General features: G+C 66.9%; 18 protein-coding genes and 1 pseudogene. 6 read left to right on the forward strand and 13 right to left on the reverse strand.

Annotated elements, in window-relative coordinates:
* Nucleotides 1-111 (forward strand): annotated as a pseudogene (locus OSH10_RS19920) (IS5/IS1182 family transposase); the annotation flags it as partial.
* Nucleotides 112-212: 101 nt separating this feature from the next.
* Here the strand turns inward: OSH10_RS19920 and OSH10_RS19925 are convergent.
* The 3 genes from OSH10_RS19925 to hemH all read right to left on the reverse strand — a co-directional run bounded on the left by OSH10_RS19925 (nt 213) and on the right by hemH (nt 2,778).
* Nucleotides 213-659 (reverse strand): NfeD family protein, encoded by a 447-nt coding sequence (locus tag OSH10_RS19925; RefSeq protein ID WP_266333960.1) that lies wholly within the window; start codon nt 657-659, stop codon nt 213-215.
* Nucleotides 659-1,648, reverse strand: a complete 990-nt coding sequence (locus tag OSH10_RS19930) for an SPFH domain-containing protein (RefSeq protein WP_266333962.1) — start codon at nt 1,646-1,648, stop codon at nt 659-661. The genes OSH10_RS19925 and OSH10_RS19930 overlap by 1 nt, the downstream gene beginning before the upstream one ends.
* Nucleotides 1,649-1,725: 77 nt before the next feature.
* Nucleotides 1,726-2,778: a ferrochelatase gene (hemH, locus tag OSH10_RS19935; protein WP_266333964.1), complete on the reverse strand. Its 1,053-nt coding sequence runs from the start codon at nt 2,776-2,778 to the stop codon at nt 1,726-1,728.
* A 203-nt stretch (nt 2,779-2,981) separates the two neighbouring features.
* On the opposite strand from hemH, the gene OSH10_RS19940 reads away from it, so the two are divergent.
* Nucleotides 2,982-4,484 carry a bifunctional metallophosphatase/5'-nucleotidase gene (locus tag OSH10_RS19940; protein ID WP_266333966.1) on the forward strand — a complete coding sequence of 501 codons (1,503 nt, stop codon included), beginning with the start codon at nt 2,982-2,984 and terminating at the stop codon, nt 4,482-4,484.
* 124 nt (nt 4,485-4,608) lie between these two features.
* On the opposite strand, the gene OSH10_RS19945 is transcribed toward OSH10_RS19940, so the two are convergent.
* Nucleotides 4,609-5,604, reverse strand: coding sequence for a 2-hydroxyacid dehydrogenase (locus tag OSH10_RS19945; RefSeq protein WP_266333968.1), 996 nt, complete (start codon nt 5,602-5,604; stop codon nt 4,609-4,611).
* Nucleotides 5,605-5,820: 216 nt separating this feature from the next.
* On the opposite strand from OSH10_RS19945, the gene OSH10_RS19950 reads away from it, so the two are divergent.
* Nucleotides 5,821-6,387, forward strand: a complete 567-nt coding sequence (locus OSH10_RS19950; protein ID WP_266333970.1) for an SH3 domain-containing protein — start codon at nt 5,821-5,823, stop codon at nt 6,385-6,387.
* 156 nt (nt 6,388-6,543) lie between these two features.
* Here the strand turns inward: OSH10_RS19950 and irrA are convergent, their stop codons facing one another.
* The 7 genes from irrA to OSH10_RS19985 all read right to left on the reverse strand — a co-directional run bounded on the left by irrA (nt 6,544) and on the right by OSH10_RS19985 (nt 12,872).
* Nucleotides 6,544-6,996 (reverse strand): iron response transcriptional regulator IrrA, encoded by a 453-nt coding sequence (gene irrA / locus OSH10_RS19955; protein WP_323181641.1) that lies wholly within the window; start codon nt 6,994-6,996, stop codon nt 6,544-6,546.
* A 143-nt stretch (nt 6,997-7,139) separates the two neighbouring features.
* Nucleotides 7,140-8,354 carry an argininosuccinate synthase gene (locus OSH10_RS19960; protein ID WP_266333972.1) on the reverse strand — a complete coding sequence of 405 codons (1,215 nt, stop codon included), beginning with the start codon at nt 8,352-8,354 and terminating at the stop codon, nt 7,140-7,142.
* An 83-nt stretch (nt 8,355-8,437) separates the two neighbouring features.
* Entirely contained in the window at nt 8,438-9,967 is a 1,530-nt protein-coding gene (locus tag OSH10_RS19965) for an ArnT family glycosyltransferase (protein ID WP_266334213.1), read from the reverse strand.
* A gap of 5 nt (nt 9,968-9,972) precedes the next feature.
* Complete coding sequence (locus OSH10_RS19970) at nt 9,973-10,824, reverse strand: phosphatase PAP2 family protein (protein WP_266333974.1); 852 nt, start codon at nt 10,822-10,824, stop codon at nt 9,973-9,975.
* A gap of 225 nt (nt 10,825-11,049) precedes the next feature.
* Nucleotides 11,050-11,535 carry a bacterioferritin gene (gene bfr, locus OSH10_RS19975; RefSeq protein WP_266333976.1) on the reverse strand — a complete coding sequence of 162 codons (486 nt, stop codon included), beginning with the start codon at nt 11,533-11,535 and terminating at the stop codon, nt 11,050-11,052.
* Between the two features lie 89 nt (nt 11,536-11,624).
* Nucleotides 11,625-11,876 (reverse strand): (2Fe-2S)-binding protein, encoded by a 252-nt coding sequence (locus OSH10_RS19980; RefSeq protein WP_266333978.1) that lies wholly within the window; start codon nt 11,874-11,876, stop codon nt 11,625-11,627.
* Nucleotides 11,877-12,146: 270 nt separating this feature from the next.
* The gene (locus OSH10_RS19985) at nt 12,147-12,872 is read right to left on the reverse strand and encodes a CoxG family protein (RefSeq protein WP_266333980.1); all 726 of its coding nucleotides are present in this window, start codon (nt 12,870-12,872) and stop codon (nt 12,147-12,149) included.
* 178 nt (nt 12,873-13,050) lie between these two features.
* Between OSH10_RS19985 and OSH10_RS19990 the strand changes: the two genes are divergently transcribed.
* From OSH10_RS19990 to lspA, 3 genes are read left to right on the forward strand one after another with little or no spacing between them, the layout of a single operon-like run.
* Complete coding sequence (locus OSH10_RS19990; RefSeq protein ID WP_266333982.1) at nt 13,051-14,031, forward strand: class I SAM-dependent methyltransferase; 981 nt, start codon at nt 13,051-13,053, stop codon at nt 14,029-14,031.
* Entirely contained in the window at nt 14,024-14,860 is an 837-nt protein-coding gene (locus tag OSH10_RS19995; protein ID WP_266333984.1) for a TrmH family RNA methyltransferase, read from the forward strand. The genes OSH10_RS19990 and OSH10_RS19995 overlap by 8 nt, the downstream gene beginning before the upstream one ends.
* Before the next feature lie 11 nt (nt 14,861-14,871).
* Nucleotides 14,872-15,390, forward strand: a complete 519-nt coding sequence (lspA, locus tag OSH10_RS20000) for a signal peptidase II (protein ID WP_266333986.1) — start codon at nt 14,872-14,874, stop codon at nt 15,388-15,390.
* Nucleotides 15,391-15,396: 6 nt separating this feature from the next.
* Here lspA and OSH10_RS20005 read toward each other — a convergent pair whose 3' ends face one another.
* A complete protein-coding gene (locus OSH10_RS20005) occupies nt 15,397-15,843 on the reverse strand; it encodes a hypothetical protein (RefSeq protein ID WP_266333988.1) in 447 nt (148 codons plus the stop codon).
* 74 nt (nt 15,844-15,917) lie between these two features.
* A complete protein-coding gene (locus tag OSH10_RS20010; RefSeq protein WP_266333990.1) occupies nt 15,918-17,141 on the reverse strand; it encodes a URC4/urg3 family protein in 1,224 nt (407 codons plus the stop codon).
* Between the last annotated feature and the right edge of the window lie 76 nt (nt 17,142-17,217).

A 17,217-nucleotide genomic window follows, 5' to 3' on the forward strand; every position in this document is an offset into this window, starting at 1 on the left:
TGGTGCAGGCTCAAGGACTTCCGCCGCGTCGCCACCCGATACGACAAGCTGGCCAGAAACTACCTCTCCGGCGTGCTCCTGGCCGCAATCCGCGCCTACTGGCTCAATTGAGTCCGGACCCTAGGACGCCTGGAACCCGCTCCGCCCGCGGGCGGGCGCGGCGCTGGTCTTTCCCTCCCGCGGAGAGGGGAGGGAGAGCCGCGGCGCCGGTCTCAGGTGGCGACCACCTTCAGAACCGAGCCGTCGAAGCCGGTGACGCGGACGCGGGTGCCGGCCGGCAGGTCGGGGCCGGTGACGCTCCAGGTCGTGTCGTCGATGCGGATGCGGCCATGGCCGTTGGAAATCGCCTCGGCCAGCGGATAGACGCCGCCGACGAGCCGCGCCGCGCGCTGGTTCAGATGCGGCTGGTCGCCTGGCCGCCGCGCGCTGGAATAGAATCGCCGGCCGAGAATGACCAGAAGCAGCGCCAGCGCGACGAACAGAATCGCCTGCGCCTGCCAGCTCACGACCACCATGAGCGCCAGCGCACCGACGATCAGCGCGGCGATGCCGAACCACAGGAAGAAGGCGCCGGGCGCCAGCACCTCGACGCCGAGCAGCAGCAGGCCGAGGATCCACCAGCTCCAGGGGCCGAGCTGCCGGACCGCATCGACGATCATCAGAGCGATCCTTCGCCGGAGCGCGGCACGCTGGAGGTCGGGCGGCGGCGCGGCGCGGGTTCCGGGTCGGGGCCGCCAAAGGCGCCGCGCGCGAGCTCCGCGATGCCGCCGATCGAGCCGATCAGCGCCGTCGCCTCGACGGGCAGCATCAGCACCTTCTGGTTGGGGGCGGAAGCGAGCTTTTCCAGCGCCTTGGTGTAGCCCTGCGCGACGAAATAGTTGATCGCCTGCACATCGCCGGCCGCGATCGCCTTGCTGACCAGCTCGGTCGCCTTGGCCTCGGCTTCCGCCAGGCGCTCGCGTGCCTCGGCGTCGCGATAGGCAGCCTCGCGGCGGCCCTCGGCCTGCAGGATCTGCGCCTGCTTCTCGCCTTCGGCCTTCAGGATCGCCGACTGGCGCGATCCTTCCGCCTCGAGGACCTGCGCGCGTTTCTCGCGTTCGGCCTTCATCTGACGGCCCATCGAATCCACGAGATCGGCCGGCGGCACGATGTCCTTGATCTCGATGCGGGTGATCTTGATGCCCCAGGAGGCGGCGGCCGAGTCGACCACGCGCAGCAGCTTGTCGTTGATCTCGTCGCGATGCGACAGCAGCTGGTCGAGATCCATCGAGCCCATGACGGTACGGATGTTGGTCATGGTCAGGTTGAGCAGCGCGTTCTCCAGGCCGCGCACCTCATAGGCGGCGCGGGCCGCGTCCAGCACCTGGTAGAAGGTGACGCCATCGACCGAGACGGTGGCGTTGTCCTTGGTGATGATTTCCTGCGTCGGAACGTCGAGCACCTGCTCCATCATGTTCATCTTCGCGCCGATGCGGTCGATGAACGGAACGATCAGGTTGAGGCCGGGCGACAGGGTCCGGGTATAGCGGCCGAAGCGCTCGACCGTATAGCTATGGCCCTGCGGAATGGTCTTGATCCCGGCGATCAGCACCAGAACGACAAGAACGACGATCACCAGAACCGTGATGTCGAAACCGAAAAATCCCATCGCCCGATCCCTCTGCCGCGCCTGTCGCGGTCAGAGGAGGTGTAGGGATTTCGATCCGGCGACGCAATTGGCGCGCGTCACACCCAGCCGAGCAGTTCGCGTCGCACGAGGTGCTCCAGCAGCGCCATGCCTTCCGGGCTGTCGTTGAGGCAGGGAAGGGCGGCAAACTGCTCGCCGCCATGATGGCGGAAGATCTCGGCGTTCTCGCCGGCGATTTCCTCCAGCGTCTCGACGCAATCGGCCGAGAAGCCCGGCGTCACCACGGCAATGCGCTTGACGCCGGCCCTGGCCAGCGCCTCGACGGTCTTGTCGGTATAGGGCTGCAGCCATTCCGCCTTGCCGAAGCGCGACTGGAAGGTCGCGCGCAGCTTGTCCTGCGGCCAGCCGAGCTGCTCGCGCAGCAGGCGGGCCGTCTTCACGCAATGGCAGTGATAGGGATCGCCCAGTTCGAGATTGCGCCTGGGCAGGCCGTGGAACGAGGCGAGCACGATCTCCGGCTCGAAATCGAGCGCCGCGATCGAGCGCTCGACCGAGGTGGCGAGCGCCGCGATGTAGACGGGGTCGTCGTGATAGGCGGGCATGGTGCGGACGGCCGGCTGCCAGCGCATGGTGCGCAGCTTGTCGAAGGCCTTGTCGTTGACCGTCGCGGTCGTCGTCGCGGAATATTGCGGATAGAGCGGCGCGATCAGGATCCGGTCGCAGCCGGCGCGCTTCAGCCCGTCGATCTTCTCCGCGATCGAGGGGGTGCCATAGCGCATCGCCCATTCGACGACGATCTTGCCGTTGTCGGCAAAGGCGGCGGAGAGCTTGTCGGACTGCGAGCGGGTGATGGTGCGCAAGGGCGATTCGTTGCGCTCCTTGTTCCAGATCGACTCGTAGTTCTTGCCGGATTTCTGCGGTCGCGTCGTCAGGATGACGCCGTTCAGCAGCGGCCACCAGATCAGCTTCGGCACCTCGATGACGCGCGGATCCGAAAGGAATTCCTTCAGATAGCGCCGCATCGACCAGTAGTCGGTCGCATCCGGCGTTCCGAGATTGACGAGGAGCACGCCGACCCGGCCGATCAGAATCGGCGGATGGTCGGCAGGCTTGCTCTTGGGAGGGGCGATATCGGCGATCTGGCTGGTCATCGTGCCGGAACTTACCCTCAACCCCGCGCGGCGCGAAGGGGCGGGGTGCATTTTCATCCGTCGCGCGTTGTCGCAGCGCCACGGGCGGCGTCATGTCCCTGAAGCCGCCCCGCTCGTGCGCGTCGGCGCTATGCGATTGCAACAGGACCGTGGCATGCTCATGCCACACGCCCCTCGCACAACCCTGACCGGAGATCGCCCTCATGTTCGGACGCCAGCGCAGCCTGCGATTCGGCCTTCTCGCCTTCGTCGCCCTCGTCGCGATGCCGGCATGGGCCGCGCCGGTGACGATCACCTTCGTGCAGACCAACGACATAGACCGGATGGAGGAGCTGGAGGGTCGCGGCGGCTTTGCCAAGCTCGCCGCCGTCGTCGAGGCCGAGCGCGCCAAGGGGCCGACCTTGTTCGTCCATTCCGGCGACACCATCTCGCCGTCGCTGCTCTCGGGCATCGACAAGGGCGTCCACATCATCGACATCCTCAACCGGATGCAGGTCGACGTGATGACGCCCGGCAACCACGAATTCGATTTCGGGCCGGACGTTTTTCACGCGCGCATCGGCGAGGCGACTTTTCCGGTCGTGACCTCCAACATCCGTGAGAAGGACGGCAGCCAGCCGAAGAACACGGTCGACGAGAAGATCGTCGAGATCGAGGGCATCAAGATCGGCTTCTATGGCCTGACCACCGAGGACACGCCGGTGGTCGCCACCGCCGGCGACACGGTCTTCAATTCCTCGATCGAGACCGGCAAGGCCAAGGGCAAGGCGCTGCGCGAGGCGGGCGCGGATTTCGTCGTCGCCGTCGTGCACACGCCGCTTTCGGTCGATATCGCGCTGGTGCGCAACCACGCCGCCGATCTGGTTCTCTCCGGCCATGACGAACACCTGCTCACCTTCTTCGACGGCAAGACGGCGCTGACGGAATCCGGCGCGCAGGCGGACAGCATCGTCGTCACGCGGGTGACGATCGACAAGAGCGAGAAGGACGGCAAGGCGAAGGTCGAGTGGCGGCCGCATTTCGAGATCATCGACAGCGCCGCCGTGACCCCGGATCCGAAGATCGCCGGGGTGGTCAAGGCCTATCAGGACAAGCTCGACGCCGAGCTGAAGGTCGAGATCGGCACCACGCAGACGCCGCTCGACAGTCGCCGCGCCACCGTGCGCGGCGAGGAGGCGGCGATCGGCGACCTGATCGCCGATGCGATGCGCGCCTCGGTCGGCGCCGACATCGCCCTCACCAATGGCGGCGGCATCCGCGCCGACAAGGAATATCCGGCCGGCACCGTTCTGACGCGCGCCGACGTCTTCAGCGAACTGCCCTTCGGCAACAAGACGGTGAAGCTGGCCGTCACCGGCAAGGCGCTGAAGGCAGCGCTCGAAAGCGGCTTCAGCCTGGTGGAGGCGGCCGCCGGCCGCTTCCCGCAGGTCTCGGGCCTCGTCGTCGAGGTCGACCTGAAGCAACTGCCCGGCATGCGGGTGAAGAGCGTCACGGTGAACGGCGCGCCGCTCGATCCGGACAAGAAATACACGCTCGCCACGAACGACTATGTCGCCGATGGCGGCGACGGCTATGTCGCGTTCAAGGACGCGGCGCGGCTGATCAGCCCGGTCGACGCCAAGCTGATGGCAAGCGACGTGATCGACTATATCGCGGCGCAGAAGACGATCGCCCCGAAGTCGGAAGGGCGGATCGTGTTCCGCTAGTCGGATGACTTCCGGACAAAGTCTGCGCTGCCGGCCACAGGCCGGGAGCGCAGGGTGCGGGACGTGCTGCCAGGCGCGGCTCGAGATGGATCCGAATCCGGCTTAGTTCCGGCGCTTAGCCGACTCAGAGCATCGAGGGCAGGACGCGATCCGGCGGCTTGTGGCCGTCGAAATAGGCGCGGATGTTGATCAGCACCTTCTCGCCCATGGCGATGCGGCCCTCGATCGTCGCCGAGCCCATATGCGGCAGCAGCACCGCCTTGCCCTTGGCCGCGAGGCGCAGCAGCTTCGGGTTGACCGTCGGCTCGTGCTCGAACACGTCGAGCCCGGCGCCGGCGATGGCGCCGGATTCCAGCAGCTTCGCCAGCGCGTTCTCGTCGATGACGTCGCCACGCGAGGTGTTGACGACATAGGCTTCCGGCCGCAGCAGCTTCAGCCGCCGTTCGGAAAGCAGGTGGAAGGTGCCGGGCGTGCGCGGGCAATTGACCGAGATGATGTCCATCCGGGCCAGCATCTGGTCGAGGCTGTCCCAATAGGTCGCCTCCAGCCCTTCCTCGATCTCCGTCGAAAGGCGGTGGCGGTTGTGATAGTGGATCGACAGGCCGAACGCCTTGGCGCGACGCGCTACAGCCTGGCCGATGCGGCCCATGCCGACGATGCCGAGCCGCTTGCCGGCCATGCGCCGGCCCAGCATCCAGGTCGGCGACCAGCCGGCCCAGTCATGGTCGGGCGTCAGCACGCGCGCGCCCTCGACCAGCCGGCGCGGCACGGCGAGGATCAGAGCCATCGTCATGTCGGCCGTGTCCTCGGTCAGCACGCCCGGCGTGTTGGTGACGGTGATGCCGCGCGCCAGCGCCTTTTCCACGTCGATATGGTCGAAGCCGTTCGAAAAGCTGGCGATCACCTTCAGCTGCTCGCCGGCCTCGGCCAGGATGGCGCCGTCGATGCGGTCGGTGACAGTCGGCACCAGCACGTCCGCGACCTTGACCGCCTCGACCAGTTCGGCCGGCGACATCGGCCGGTCGTCGATGTTGAGCTGCGTGTCGAACAGTTCGCGCATGCGCGTCTCGACCGCATCGGGCAGGCGGCGTGTGACGATGACAAGCGGCTTCTTCTTCATCGCGGCGGCCTCTCCGTTGAGAGCTCCTTAACCATGGAGCGTCAAACTACGCGCGTTGGCTGGTATACCCCGTCGCTGCGTATCTCGATCCTCTACCAGACAGTCCGGCGATCACAAATGGTTCGGTGGTCGGGCGGTCGGGAAAGAACCTCCGGTCGCAGCCACGGGCGGTAAAGAAGGGGTGTCTACGCGATGGTTTTGGCTGCGATCCTGGGAATGTCCCGTCGGCTGCGCGACGGGCGCCTTTTAGCCTCGGCGCTCACCATTGCCTCGGTCGCCGCCCTCGTGCTCGTCGCCCAGCCGACCGCTCCCGCCAGCGCCCAGGGCGCGGCCGGCGCCGCGCCGAAACTGGGACCGAGCGGCCTGCCCTTGCCGCGATTCGTCTCGCTCAAGGCCGGCCGCGTGAATGTCCGCGTCGGCCCCGGCCAGGGCTACAAGGTTTCCTGGGTGTTCACCCGCTCCGGCCTGCCGGTCGAAATCGTGCAGGAATTCGACAACTGGCGCCGCATCCGCGATTCCGACGGCACGGAGGGCTGGGTTTTCCACAGCCTCCTCGTCGGCAAGCGCACGGCCGTCGTCGCGCCCTGGCAGGACGGCGACCCGCTGCCGATCCGCGCCGATCCGACCGACACGGCCGAGATCACCGCCTATCTGCAGCCCAAGGTCGTCTCCTCGGTGACCAATTGCGCCGGCGGCTGGTGCCGCCTGGTCGACAAGCGCTTCCGCGGCTGGATCAAGCAGACCAACCTCTGGGGCGTCTATCCGAACGAGGATATCGACTGAGGCCTTCCTTTTTGGGGGGCGAGGGACCAAGACCCTCACTCCAGCCCTCGCCCGCTCGCGGGAGAGGGTAGGGGCTTGCTTGCGAGGCCAAAACAAACGAGAACGCCGCGCGGCTGGGCCGGCGCGGCGTTCTTTAAAACTCGAAAAATCCGGAAATCAGCTGCCGATGCGGCGCAGGCGCACGACGATGTCGACGCGGGTGATTTCCATGCCTTCCGGCGGAATGGGGACGTCCTCGACGCGCAGGGTCGACATCGGAATGTCGAGCACGCGGTTTTCGCCTTCGACGAAGAAGTGGTGGTGGTCGTCGACATTGGTGTCGAAATAGGTCTTCGAGCCGTCGACCGCGACTTCGCGCAGCAGGCCGGCTTCGGTGAACTGGTGCAGCGTGTTGTAGACGGTGGCGAGCGACACCGGCACGCGATGGCTCATCGCCTCTTCATGCAGCCCTTCGGCCGAAATGTGGCGGTTGCCGCGCTCGAACAGGATCTCGGCCAGAGCCAGGCGCTGGCGCGTCGGACGCAGGCCCGCCGTCCGCAGCATGACGCGCACTTCCGAAGCCTTCTTGTCGGCTGTGCGGGTTGCTTTTCTGACGAGATCCATACGCATTTGCGGTCTGTCCGTATCTTGGCGTTCGAGCGACGAACCGACCCGCGCCCGGAAAGGCTGGGTCAGTCCGAATAACCTAACTCTAAAATGAAGCTTTAGCAACAGACCGATGAAAACGGCCTGCTGCCTCGCTTCCCAGAGTCTCAGCCGCGCTGATCGCGCGCCGCCAGCGTGCGCAGACGGAGCGCGTTCAGGCGGATGAAGCCGGCCGCGTCCTTCTGGTCATAGGCGCCGCGATCGTCCTCGAAGGTGACGAGCGCGTCGGAATAGAGCGACTTCGGCGACGAGCGGCCGACGACGATGGCGTTGCCCTTGTAGAGCTTCAGCCGCACCGTGCCTTCGACATGCTCCTGGCTCTTGTCGATCAGCGCCTGCAGCATCTCGCGTTCCGGCGAGAACCAGAAGCCGTAATAGATCAGCTCCGCATAGCGGGGCATGATCGAATCCTTCAGATGCGCGGCCTCGCGGTCGAGCGTCAGGCTTTCCATCGCGCGGTGCGCGGCGAGCAGGATGGTGCCGCCCGGCGTCTCGTAGATGCCGCGCGACTTCATGCCGACGAAGCGGTTCTCGACCAGGTCGAGACGGCCGATGCCGTTGTCGCGGCCAAGCTCGTTCAGCTTGGTCAGGATGGTGGCCGGCGACATGTGCACGCCGTCGATCGAAACCGCGTCACCCTTCTCGAAGCCGATCTCGACATAGGTCGCGACATCGGGCGCATCTTCCGGCGCCACGGTGCGCATGAAGACGTAGGGCGGGGCTTCCTGCGACGGGTCTTCCAGAACCTTGCCCTCGGAAGACGAGTGCAGCAGGTTGGCGTCGACGGAGAACGGCGCCTCGCCGCGCTTGTCCTTGGGAACCGGGATCTGGTTCTTCTCGGCGAAATCGAGCAGGTCGGTGCGCGACTTGAAGTCCCACTCGCGCCAGGGAGCGATGACCTTGATGTTCGGGTTCAGCGCATAGGCCGAAAGCTCGAAGCGGACCTGGTCGTTGCCCTTGCCGGTGGCGCCATGCGCGATGGCGTCGGCGCCGACTTCGCGCGCGATCTCGACCAGGCGCTTGGCGATCAGCGGCCGTGCGATCGAGGTGCCGAGCAGGTAGGTGCCTTCGTACAGCGCATTGGCGCGGAACATCGGGAACACGAAGTCGCGGACGAATTCCTCGCGCACGTCCTCGATGTAGATCTGCTGGATCCCCATCATCTCGGCCTTCTTGCGGGCCGGCTCGAGCTCTTCGCCCTGGCCGAGATCGGCCGTGAAGGTGACGACTTCCGCGCCGTATTCCAGCTGGAGCCACTTCAGGATGATGGAGGTGTCGAGCCCGCCGGAATAGGCGAGGACGACCTTCTTGACGTCGGACATTGTGAGGCCGTTTCCGCGAAGATGAAGGATGGCAGCGCTTATAGTATGCGCGTCCCCCGCCAGCAACCGCAGCGGCGCGGACGCTAGTCCGTGTCGTTGCCGCAGAGCGGCACCGGGGCGAGCGGCGCGATCGGCCGGTCGAGGCGGAACAGATGGTATTGCCGGCTCGAACTCGGGCCGCTCGCGACGGTCAGCCGGCCCTTGTCCTCGACCTCGCCGAAGAAGCGGGCGAGCCGCGCGGGGTCGGCGCAGCCGGCGACCAGCAGGGCCGGGCCGGTCGGCGCGTGGTCGAGGAGGCTGCGCGTCAGTTCGAACTGGTTGTCCGGTCCCGGATCGTCCGGCCACACGGTGACGGCGATGGGATCGTTGCGAAGATCGTAGACGAGGGCGGCCGCGTCGGCGCGGCTGAGCGCCACCACCATGGTCGCGCCGGAGGCCTTCGCCTCGGCCCGCACGGCGTCGCCGAGCCGGCTCCAGCCCAGCACCTGCTTGTAGATGTCGCCATGCTTGAGCAGCGGCAGCGTCACCCGGTCGGCGACGGAATTGCCGATGAACAGCACCAGCTGCGCGACAATGCCGATGGCGAGCCCGGCCTGGACCAGTCGGAAGCGGCCGCTGCGGATCAGGAATGAGGTGCCGACAAGGGCGGTGGCGACGAGGCCGGAAGCGGCCCAGTTGGCGTTGGTGACCGTCAGGACGCTGGCGATCGTGACGACCAGGATCACCGGAAGCGCGAAGGCGAGCAGCATCCCGTCCTCGCCAGGCACGCCCCGGCGCCAGGCGGCGATCGCGGCGGCGAAGGCGCCGCCCATCAGGAACGGCCCGATGATGCCGAACTGCGCCGCGAGGAAGCCGATGGCGTTGCCGAGGCTGATCCGGAGCCCGTCGCCGGAGATGTTCTCATTGGTGTGGCGCAGCGTGACCAGGCCGTTGTTCAGGTTCCAGACGATGTTGGGCGAAAGCAGAAGCAGCCCGATCGCCACCGCCAGCCAGAACCGGCCGGAGCGGATGACGGCGCGCGATGGCGGATCGATCAGGGCGGCGATCAGCGCGCAGCCGAGAAAATAGGCCATGGCGTATTTCGCCAGCAGCCCGAGCCCGAGCCCCAGGCCCAGCAGCAGGCTCCAGCGATAGCCGCCGCCGGCGCGCAGCCGGACGAAGGCATAGAGCGACAGCGCCCAGAAGAACAGCAGCAGCACGTCCGTCGACAGGATCGCCGAGGAGAAGGCGACGCCCGGCGCCAGCGCGAAGCCGAGCGCGGCCCAGAAGCCGATGCGCGGGCCATAGAGCGCGCGGCCGGTCGCGTAGATCAGAAGCGAGGTGCCGAAATAGAACAGCGGCGATGGCGCCCGCACGCAGGCGATGCCGGTGCCGCAGATCCCGTCGACGGCGGCGATGGTCCAGCCGATCAGCGGCGGCTTGGAGAAATAGCCGAAGGCGAAATGCTGCGACCAGTCCCAGTATTGCGCCTCGTCGACCTGCAGGTCGGTGACGGAGAAGCGCAGGGCCAGCAGACGCAGGAGGGCGATGGCGACGAGCAGGGGAACGAGCAGGCCAAGGCCTTCGCTGCCGGCGCGCCTCGCGGCCGCCGCTGTTTCCGTTCGGTTGGTCACGTCCGTCAAGCCCGCTCGCGATGATCCGTGGATCTTCCCTTCGCAATACGCCCCAGGGCAGGCGCCGCCGCAAGAGCGATTCGCCGTAGCGCGCTTTCGGTCGCAGCATCGATGCGCGCACGGAACGGGCCTGCGACCAGGACACGATGCAGCCCGAGCATGACCACCAGCGTGATCGCCCATGCAATCAGCACGTCGGAAAGGAAATGGCCGCCAAAGGCGATGCGGTTCAGCGACAGGGCGAAGGCGAGCGCGCCGATGGTTCCGGCAAGCGCCGGCCGGTAGCGCGGCGGCGCCAGCATGGCGAGGCCGATGAGCCACATGGCCGAGGCCGCCTCGCCGGACACGAAGGAACAATTGGACAGGCAGGCGCCGCCGATCTTCCAGGCGGGTTCGAACGGCGCGGCGCCGCCGAACAGATCCACCTGGATCGGCCGCGGCCGGCCCCAGAAGCTCTTGAGCACGCCATTGACGATCAGGCCGGGCCCGAGCGCCAGCGTCGCGAACAGGAACCAGACATGGCTGGCGCGGATCGGCATGGGGCGCAGCGGGCGCGCCAGCTTCGCGCCGAGGCTCGCGAGCAGGATGAGGCAGACCAGCACGACCAGATCCTTGCCGAGCAGGCGCAAGGTCACGAGCCCGGGAAGCCGCGATGCGGGAAAGGCGCCATCGAGATGGAACAGCGCGGCGAAGCGGAGGTCGAGGCCGGGAAAGGCCATGAAGAGCAGCGAGATCGCCGCGAGGCCGGCCAGCGCCAGAGAAAGCGGCCTCCCCGAAAGCGGGTTTGCGGACCGACGGGCGGGAGCCGCGCCGTAACTCCCTGCGCTATCGCGTGAAGCGATGTCCCGCTCTGCCATTCTCCGGCCCCCGCTGCCATCCGGAGGCGCCGCGAGGCGCCATGCAGCACATGCATAGAGCAGGGTGTGTGACAGGATCAGGACAGTCGCGGCGGCGAAAGGGTCCGCGCGGCGCGCATTGGGCAACCCAGAATGAAACCGGCGCCGCCGCGGTGTGGTGACCCGCGGCGGCGCCGGAGAGCCCCGGGGAACCCCGAGACGGTGCGAAATCTGTGGCGCCCGCGCCTATTCGGCTTCGTTGCTGGGCGCAGCCTGGAGCTGGTAGTAGAATTCCTTGCCGAGATCGTTCAGCAGGCCGAGCTGGGTCTCGAGGAAGTCGATATGGCCTTCCTCGTCCTTCATCAGCTCTTCGAACAGGGCCATGGAGACGTAGTCGCCGGCGGCGTGGCAGACGTCGCGGCCTTCCTTGTAGTAGTTCCGCGCCGTGTATTCGCCGCGCAGATCCGCCTCGAGCACTTCCTTGACGTTCTGGCCGATCTCGAGCGGGTCGAGCACCTGCAGGTTGGGGAAGCCGTCGAGGAAGATGATGCGCGCGATCAGCTTGTCGGCGTGGTGCATCTCCTCGATCGATTCCGCCCGCTCCTTCTTGGCGAGCTTGGTGTAGCCCCAATCCTCGGTGAGGCGATAATGCAGCCAGTACTGGTTGACCGCCGTCAGCTCGAGGCGAAGCGCGCGGTTGAGATACTCGATGACCTTGGCATCGCCCTTCATGGCGGCATCCTTCTCTGGAATTGTTCTAATCCAAGAATAGGGTGCGCCTCGGCGATCGTCAAACGTCGATTCCGGGCTTGTGGAAGGACTTAGCCGTAAACGGCGATGTCGTCGGATTCCTCGGAACTGCTGCCGAGCGGTTCCGGACAGGTGACGATGGCGCCCGATTCCGCCAGCAGCTTGCGCACCAGGATGAAGCAGACGGTGCACTGCGCCTTCATGCCGAGGGCGCGATAGACGCGGGCCGGGGTGAGCGGTCGGCCGGGGGTCTCGCGCGCCAGCCGTTCGGCGGCCTCGAGAATGCGGGCCTTGGTGAGGAAATTGCAGGAACAGACGATCATGGCGGGGGAGGTTGCCTCCGTGGGCTTCCGTTTTACCAGAGATAGGCCTTCACGTCCGCGCCCGCCAGCCGGTGGACCGGCGGAGAGAGGGTCATGCCCGCGCCAGGCGCGGGCCGCCGGGCCGCTTTCGATCGCTTCTTTGGCCGAAAACGGGGCGTTTCGATGACCGCATCGATCCTCCGCCCGCCGCTGTCCGGAAAGTGGGGTGTTGCCCCTCCGCTTCGTCCGCCATCCCGGCGGGCCGAAGCGGGAGAGTGTATTCGCCGGAACCTAGCGGCTGACGACCGCGAGGAACAGGATCACGACGATCAGCGCCAGCAGGCCCCAGACATAGGGGCCGCCGAGGAAGCCGCGCGCCGCCGCGACCTCGACTTCTTCCTCGATCTCTTCCGCGACTTCGCCGAGATCGAGCGCTTCGTCGTCGATCTTGTGCTCGATGCGGTCGGTCAGCTCGTCGGTCGCCGCCGCGTCGGCGGGCTCCAGATTGGCGGGCGCCGGCTTGACGGGCTCGGCATCGGGCGGGGTGGTCGGCGTGAGGGAGGCCATCGTCGGCTCGTCTCCAGAAAGGCGGTTGGCAATAGCGCCGACAAAAGCATCGGCTATCTTCTTGGTTGTGCTGTCTATCAGTCTTGTGCCCAGTTGCGCCAGCTTGCCGCCGACGTCGCCGCTCGCATCATAGGTCAGGATCGTCGCATCGCCATCCCCGGCGAGCTCGAGATCGGCCCGGCCGGTGGCAAAGCCGGCGACGCCGCCCTTTGCCTCGCCGCGGATCGTGCAGCGCTCAGGCGGCTGCACATGGGCAAAAGCCAGGCGGACGACGAAATGCGCCTGGATCGGCCCGACTTTGGCGGCGATCGTGGCGCTGATCGCATCCTTCGCCGGCCGCGACAGCGTCTCGCAGCCGGGAATGCAGGCCCGCAGCACCTCCGGATCGCTCAGGGCCCGCCAGACTGCGTCACGACGGGCGGGGATGCGGTATTCGCCCGTCATCTCCATGGCTGTCGTCCTCGTCAGCCGGCGCCGGGCCAATTCGCCTGTCGCCGTCTTCCGCGCGAGGGCGCGGGTCGGTCTCCTCCATTTTATCTTGCATGGAGCCCCGGAGTCGGCAAGACGGGCGGCGCCTTCGTTGCCGGCATCGATTGGCTTTCGGCGCGGCGAACGCTATGAACCGACCATGACGACCGCTTCCGAGATTTCCCCCGCCGCCGGCGCTCCCCAGACACCGGCCTCCCGCTGGCCGGTGATGCTGACGACAGAGGGCTGGCCCGATTATGCGCTGATCGATTCCGGCCACGGCCGGAAGCTCGAGCGCTATGGTCCCTATCGCATCGTGCGCCCCGAGGCGCAGGCGCTGTGGACGCCGCGCCTCTCCGCCGAGGAATGGGATCGCGCCGACGCGATCTTCACCGGCGCCAAGGACGAGGATTCGGACGGCCGCTGGAAATACAGGAAGCCGCTCGGCGAGACCTGGCCGATGGCCTGGCCATTGCCGCGCGCGGTCGGCGAGGGCGAGGTGCGCTTTCTGGGCCGCTTCACCGCCTTCCGCCATGTCGGCTTCTTCCCCGAGCAGGAAATGCACTGGGCCTGGTTCGGCCGGAAGATCCGCGACGCGAAATATGCCGATCCGAAGCGCCAGCCCAAGGTGCTGAACCTCTTCGGCTACACCGGCATCGCCTCCTTCGTCGCGGCGATGGCCGGCGCGCAGGTGACGCATGTCGACGCCTCGAAGAAGGCGATCGGCTGGGCTCGCGACAACCAGACCATGTCGGGCATCGCCGATCTGCCGGTGCGCTGGATCGTCGACGACGCGATGAAGTTCGTGCAGCGCGAGGTTCGCCGCGGCTCGAAATATGACGGCATCATCCTCGACCCGCCGAAGTTCGGCCGTGGCCCGAATGGCGAGGTCTGGGACATCTTCGAGCGCCTGCCCGAGATGATGGCGCTCTGTCGGCAGCTGCTCGCCGACGACGCGCTGTTCCTCTGCCTTTCCGCCTATTCGATCCGCGCTTCCTTCATGGCGATCCACGAGACCTCGGCCGAGGCGCTTTCCGGCCTGCCGGGCACGCTCGAATCCGGCGAATTGCTGATCCGCGAGGAAGGCGAAGGCCGTTTCCTTTCCACGTCGCTCTTTTCCCGGTGGTCCCGCGATGGCTGATCCTTCCCCGATTGCCGCGCCCGGCGCGGTCAAGACCATCACCAGCTTGACCAATCCGACGATCAAGGACATTCGCGGCCTCGCTTTGCCGAAGAACCGCAAGGAAAGCGGCCTGTTCGTCACCGAGGGCATGAAGCTGGTCGCCGACGCGGTCGAGGAAGACTGGCCGATCAAGATTCTTGTCTATGGCGCGAAGGTCGCGGACCACCCGGTGGTCAAGCGCGTCGCGACGACGGCGCATGCGCGCGGCGGCGACGTTCTGGAAGTCTCGGAGGCCGTGCTTTCCAAGATCACGCGCCGCGACAATCCGCAGATGGTCGTCGGCGTGTTCGAGCAGAAGCTGACGCCGAAGAGCGAGATCCAGCCCGGCCCCGCCGGCGTCTGGGTGGCGCTGGAAGGCATCAAGGACCCCGGCAATCTCGGCACCATCATCCGCACGGCCGATGCCGTAGGCGCCGAGGGCGTGATCCTGGTCGGCGACACGGTCGATCCGTTCGGCGTCGAGGCGGTGCGCGCCACCATGGGCTCGATCTTCCACATGAAGCTCGCCCGCATGAGCGTCGACGAGTTCAAGGCCTGGCGGAAAAGCTGGCCCGGCATCGTCGTCGGCACGCATCTTTCCGGCAAGTCGGATTATCGCACGATCGATTACGACCGGCCGGTGATGCTGTTCATGGGCAACGAGCAATCCGGCCTGCCGGACGATCTCGCGGCGACCTGCGACCATCTGGTCAAGATCCCGCAGGCGGGCCGTGCGGATTCGCTGAACCTGGCGATTGCCACCGGCGTGATGCTCTACGAGATCCGCCGCGACAAGCTGAAGCTCTAGGCATGGGTGCGATGACGCCAGAGACGGACACCCAGGCCGCCCCGGGAGCCGCCCGCATTCCCGGCCCGTTCTCGGCGCTGGGTCTTTCGATCATGGCGCTGACCATCCTCGTCGACCAGCTCTCCAAGTGGATCGCCGACGCCTATCTGGTCTACCAGCAGGGCATCGCGGTGCTGCCGGTCCTGGCGCTCTACCGCATCAACAATACCGGCATCGCCTTCTCGCTCGGGAACAGCGCCGACAGCCTGGTCCTGATCGTGCTGACCGCGATCGTGACCGGCGTGGTGTTCTGGGTCTGGCGCGGCTCGACCGAGGGCGGCCGCACCGCCGCCACCGGCTTCGCGCTGATCGCCGGCGGCGCGATCGGCAATCTGATCGACCGCATCTGGCACGGCCACGTCATCGATTTCCTGTATCTGCACTGGAACGAGCGCGGCTTCTTCGTCTTCAACCTCGCCGACGTGGCCCTGACCCTCGGCCCGATCCTGCTCGCCTGGGTCTATCTGCTGCAGCCGGGCAAGAAGGGCTGAGGAGTCCTAGCGTCCGAATGCCTCGATCGCGGCCCCTTGGCACGCACTGGCGGCTCCGACGAAAAGCAGCTCGCCGATTGAAGCGCTCTTCTTACCCAATTCTCGGCGCAGCTCCCCATTGGCCGGCTCGGATGCATTGAGCGGCTTCGTTGATTGGGCGTAGAGGTCTCGTGCCATGCCACGCGTGCAGGATACGACACGAGCGGCGATGGGCTCGGCTCCGCAAGCGGCACCGGCCGCATTCAGTGGAACTCTGCTCCAAGCTGCTGTCCTCTTCTTCAGATAGGCCATCGAAGCTGCGCGCTGGTCCTTGTTCAGGCCGGTATTGCCCAACCAGGATGACAAGGCGTTTGTCTCCTTGCGCAGATCAAGCTTTGGGCAACTTGGCGCGGCGCCAGCTAAGTTAAAGGCGAGCAAAGAAAGGGCCGAGGCGACGAAGAGCCGTCTGATCATTCGTATATCCAGTTCGCAGTAAATCTACATTCAGTGTCCAGGCTGACGCGCGGATCTCGTGTCGAATTTGGCCCCTAAAACACCGTCCCGTCGCTCTCGATCATCAGCGGCGGGCCGCCATCGGCGCGCTTTGCCCTGGCAATCCGGCGCCCGGCCGCCCAGGTGCCGCCCTCCAGAACCTTGGCGAGCGGCAGCGTCTCGGCATCGCTTCCGAGCGTCTCGCGGATCAGCGCCGCCGTGCGGTCGAGCAGCGCGACCGTCAGCGCCCGCCATTCGACGATGAACTCGTCCTCGGCCTTCCAGCGCCGCGAGAACGCGGCGGGGTCCCTCGGCACCAGCACGCCGAGATCGAGGAACAGCCCGCCATTGCGGTATTCCGGCAGCCCGGTCAGCCCGTCGAGGTCGACGACCTCGACTCCGGTCCAGAGCAGCGGCTCGATCAGCGAATAGGTCAGCCACTGCGACAGCTTGTGGAACGGCATCAGGCCCGAGGTCGCGTCGTCGGTGACGAGCTTGCGATGCTCCCAGGTGTCGCCGAGCGCGACGCCCTCGCGCAGCAGCCGGCTCGGCCAGATCGGCCCGAAGGCCTCCAGCACCAGCTCCAGGATTGTCGGCGCCGAGACCCGGCCGTCCTCGTCGGCGGTGGCGAGCACCGCGTCGAACAGCCCGCCCGGCCGTGCCTCGTCGGAGCCGAACAGATCGGCGCGGTCGGCGACGACCCGGCCCAGCGCGTTCAGCAGCTTCGCGCGGCCCTCGAGCCCGACCATCGGGTTTTCGGGCGAAACCTGGAAACCCTCGGCGAGATCGGACGCTTCCAGCACGGCGAGCGCCGCCGCGTCGGCGCGCAGCGGATCGGCCGGGTCCTGCGAGAACAGGCCGGAGGCGAACATGGCGAAGCTCGCCACGCCCAGCCCCTCCGAGCGGGAGAAGGTCTCGCCGGTCATCGCCTCGTGATAGCGCCAGTCGGGTCCGGCCCCGGCGTCGAGCAGCACGGAAACGATGGCGAGGTCATAGGCGGCGCGGCCGAAGACGAAGGGATCGGTGATGCCGGCGGCATCCACCAGGCCGCCGAAGCGGTCGATCTGGCCGGCTTCGAAGTGGCGCCAGCGCGCATGGAAGGGGATGTCGCGGTCGCCGTAGTTTTCCCGCATCGTCTCGATGACGTAGTCGGCCACCGCCGGCAGGCGGTCGAGATCGACGGTGAAATGGTCGAGCTCGCCGGCGATGCCGAGGTCGAGCAGCCGGTTGGCGCGCTCGCGTACGGCGCTGGCGGAGAGGAGAGAAGGGATCGATGCCAAGGGACGCTCCGTCAGGTCGATGAGTGGCTGTTTTCACCTCTCCCGGGGGGGAGGTCGACGGCGGAGCCGGCGGGTG

Origin of the sequence: Kaistia defluvii (assembly GCF_026343955.1) — a bacterium.
GTDB lineage: Bacteria > Pseudomonadota > Alphaproteobacteria > Rhizobiales > Kaistiaceae > Kaistia > Kaistia defluvii.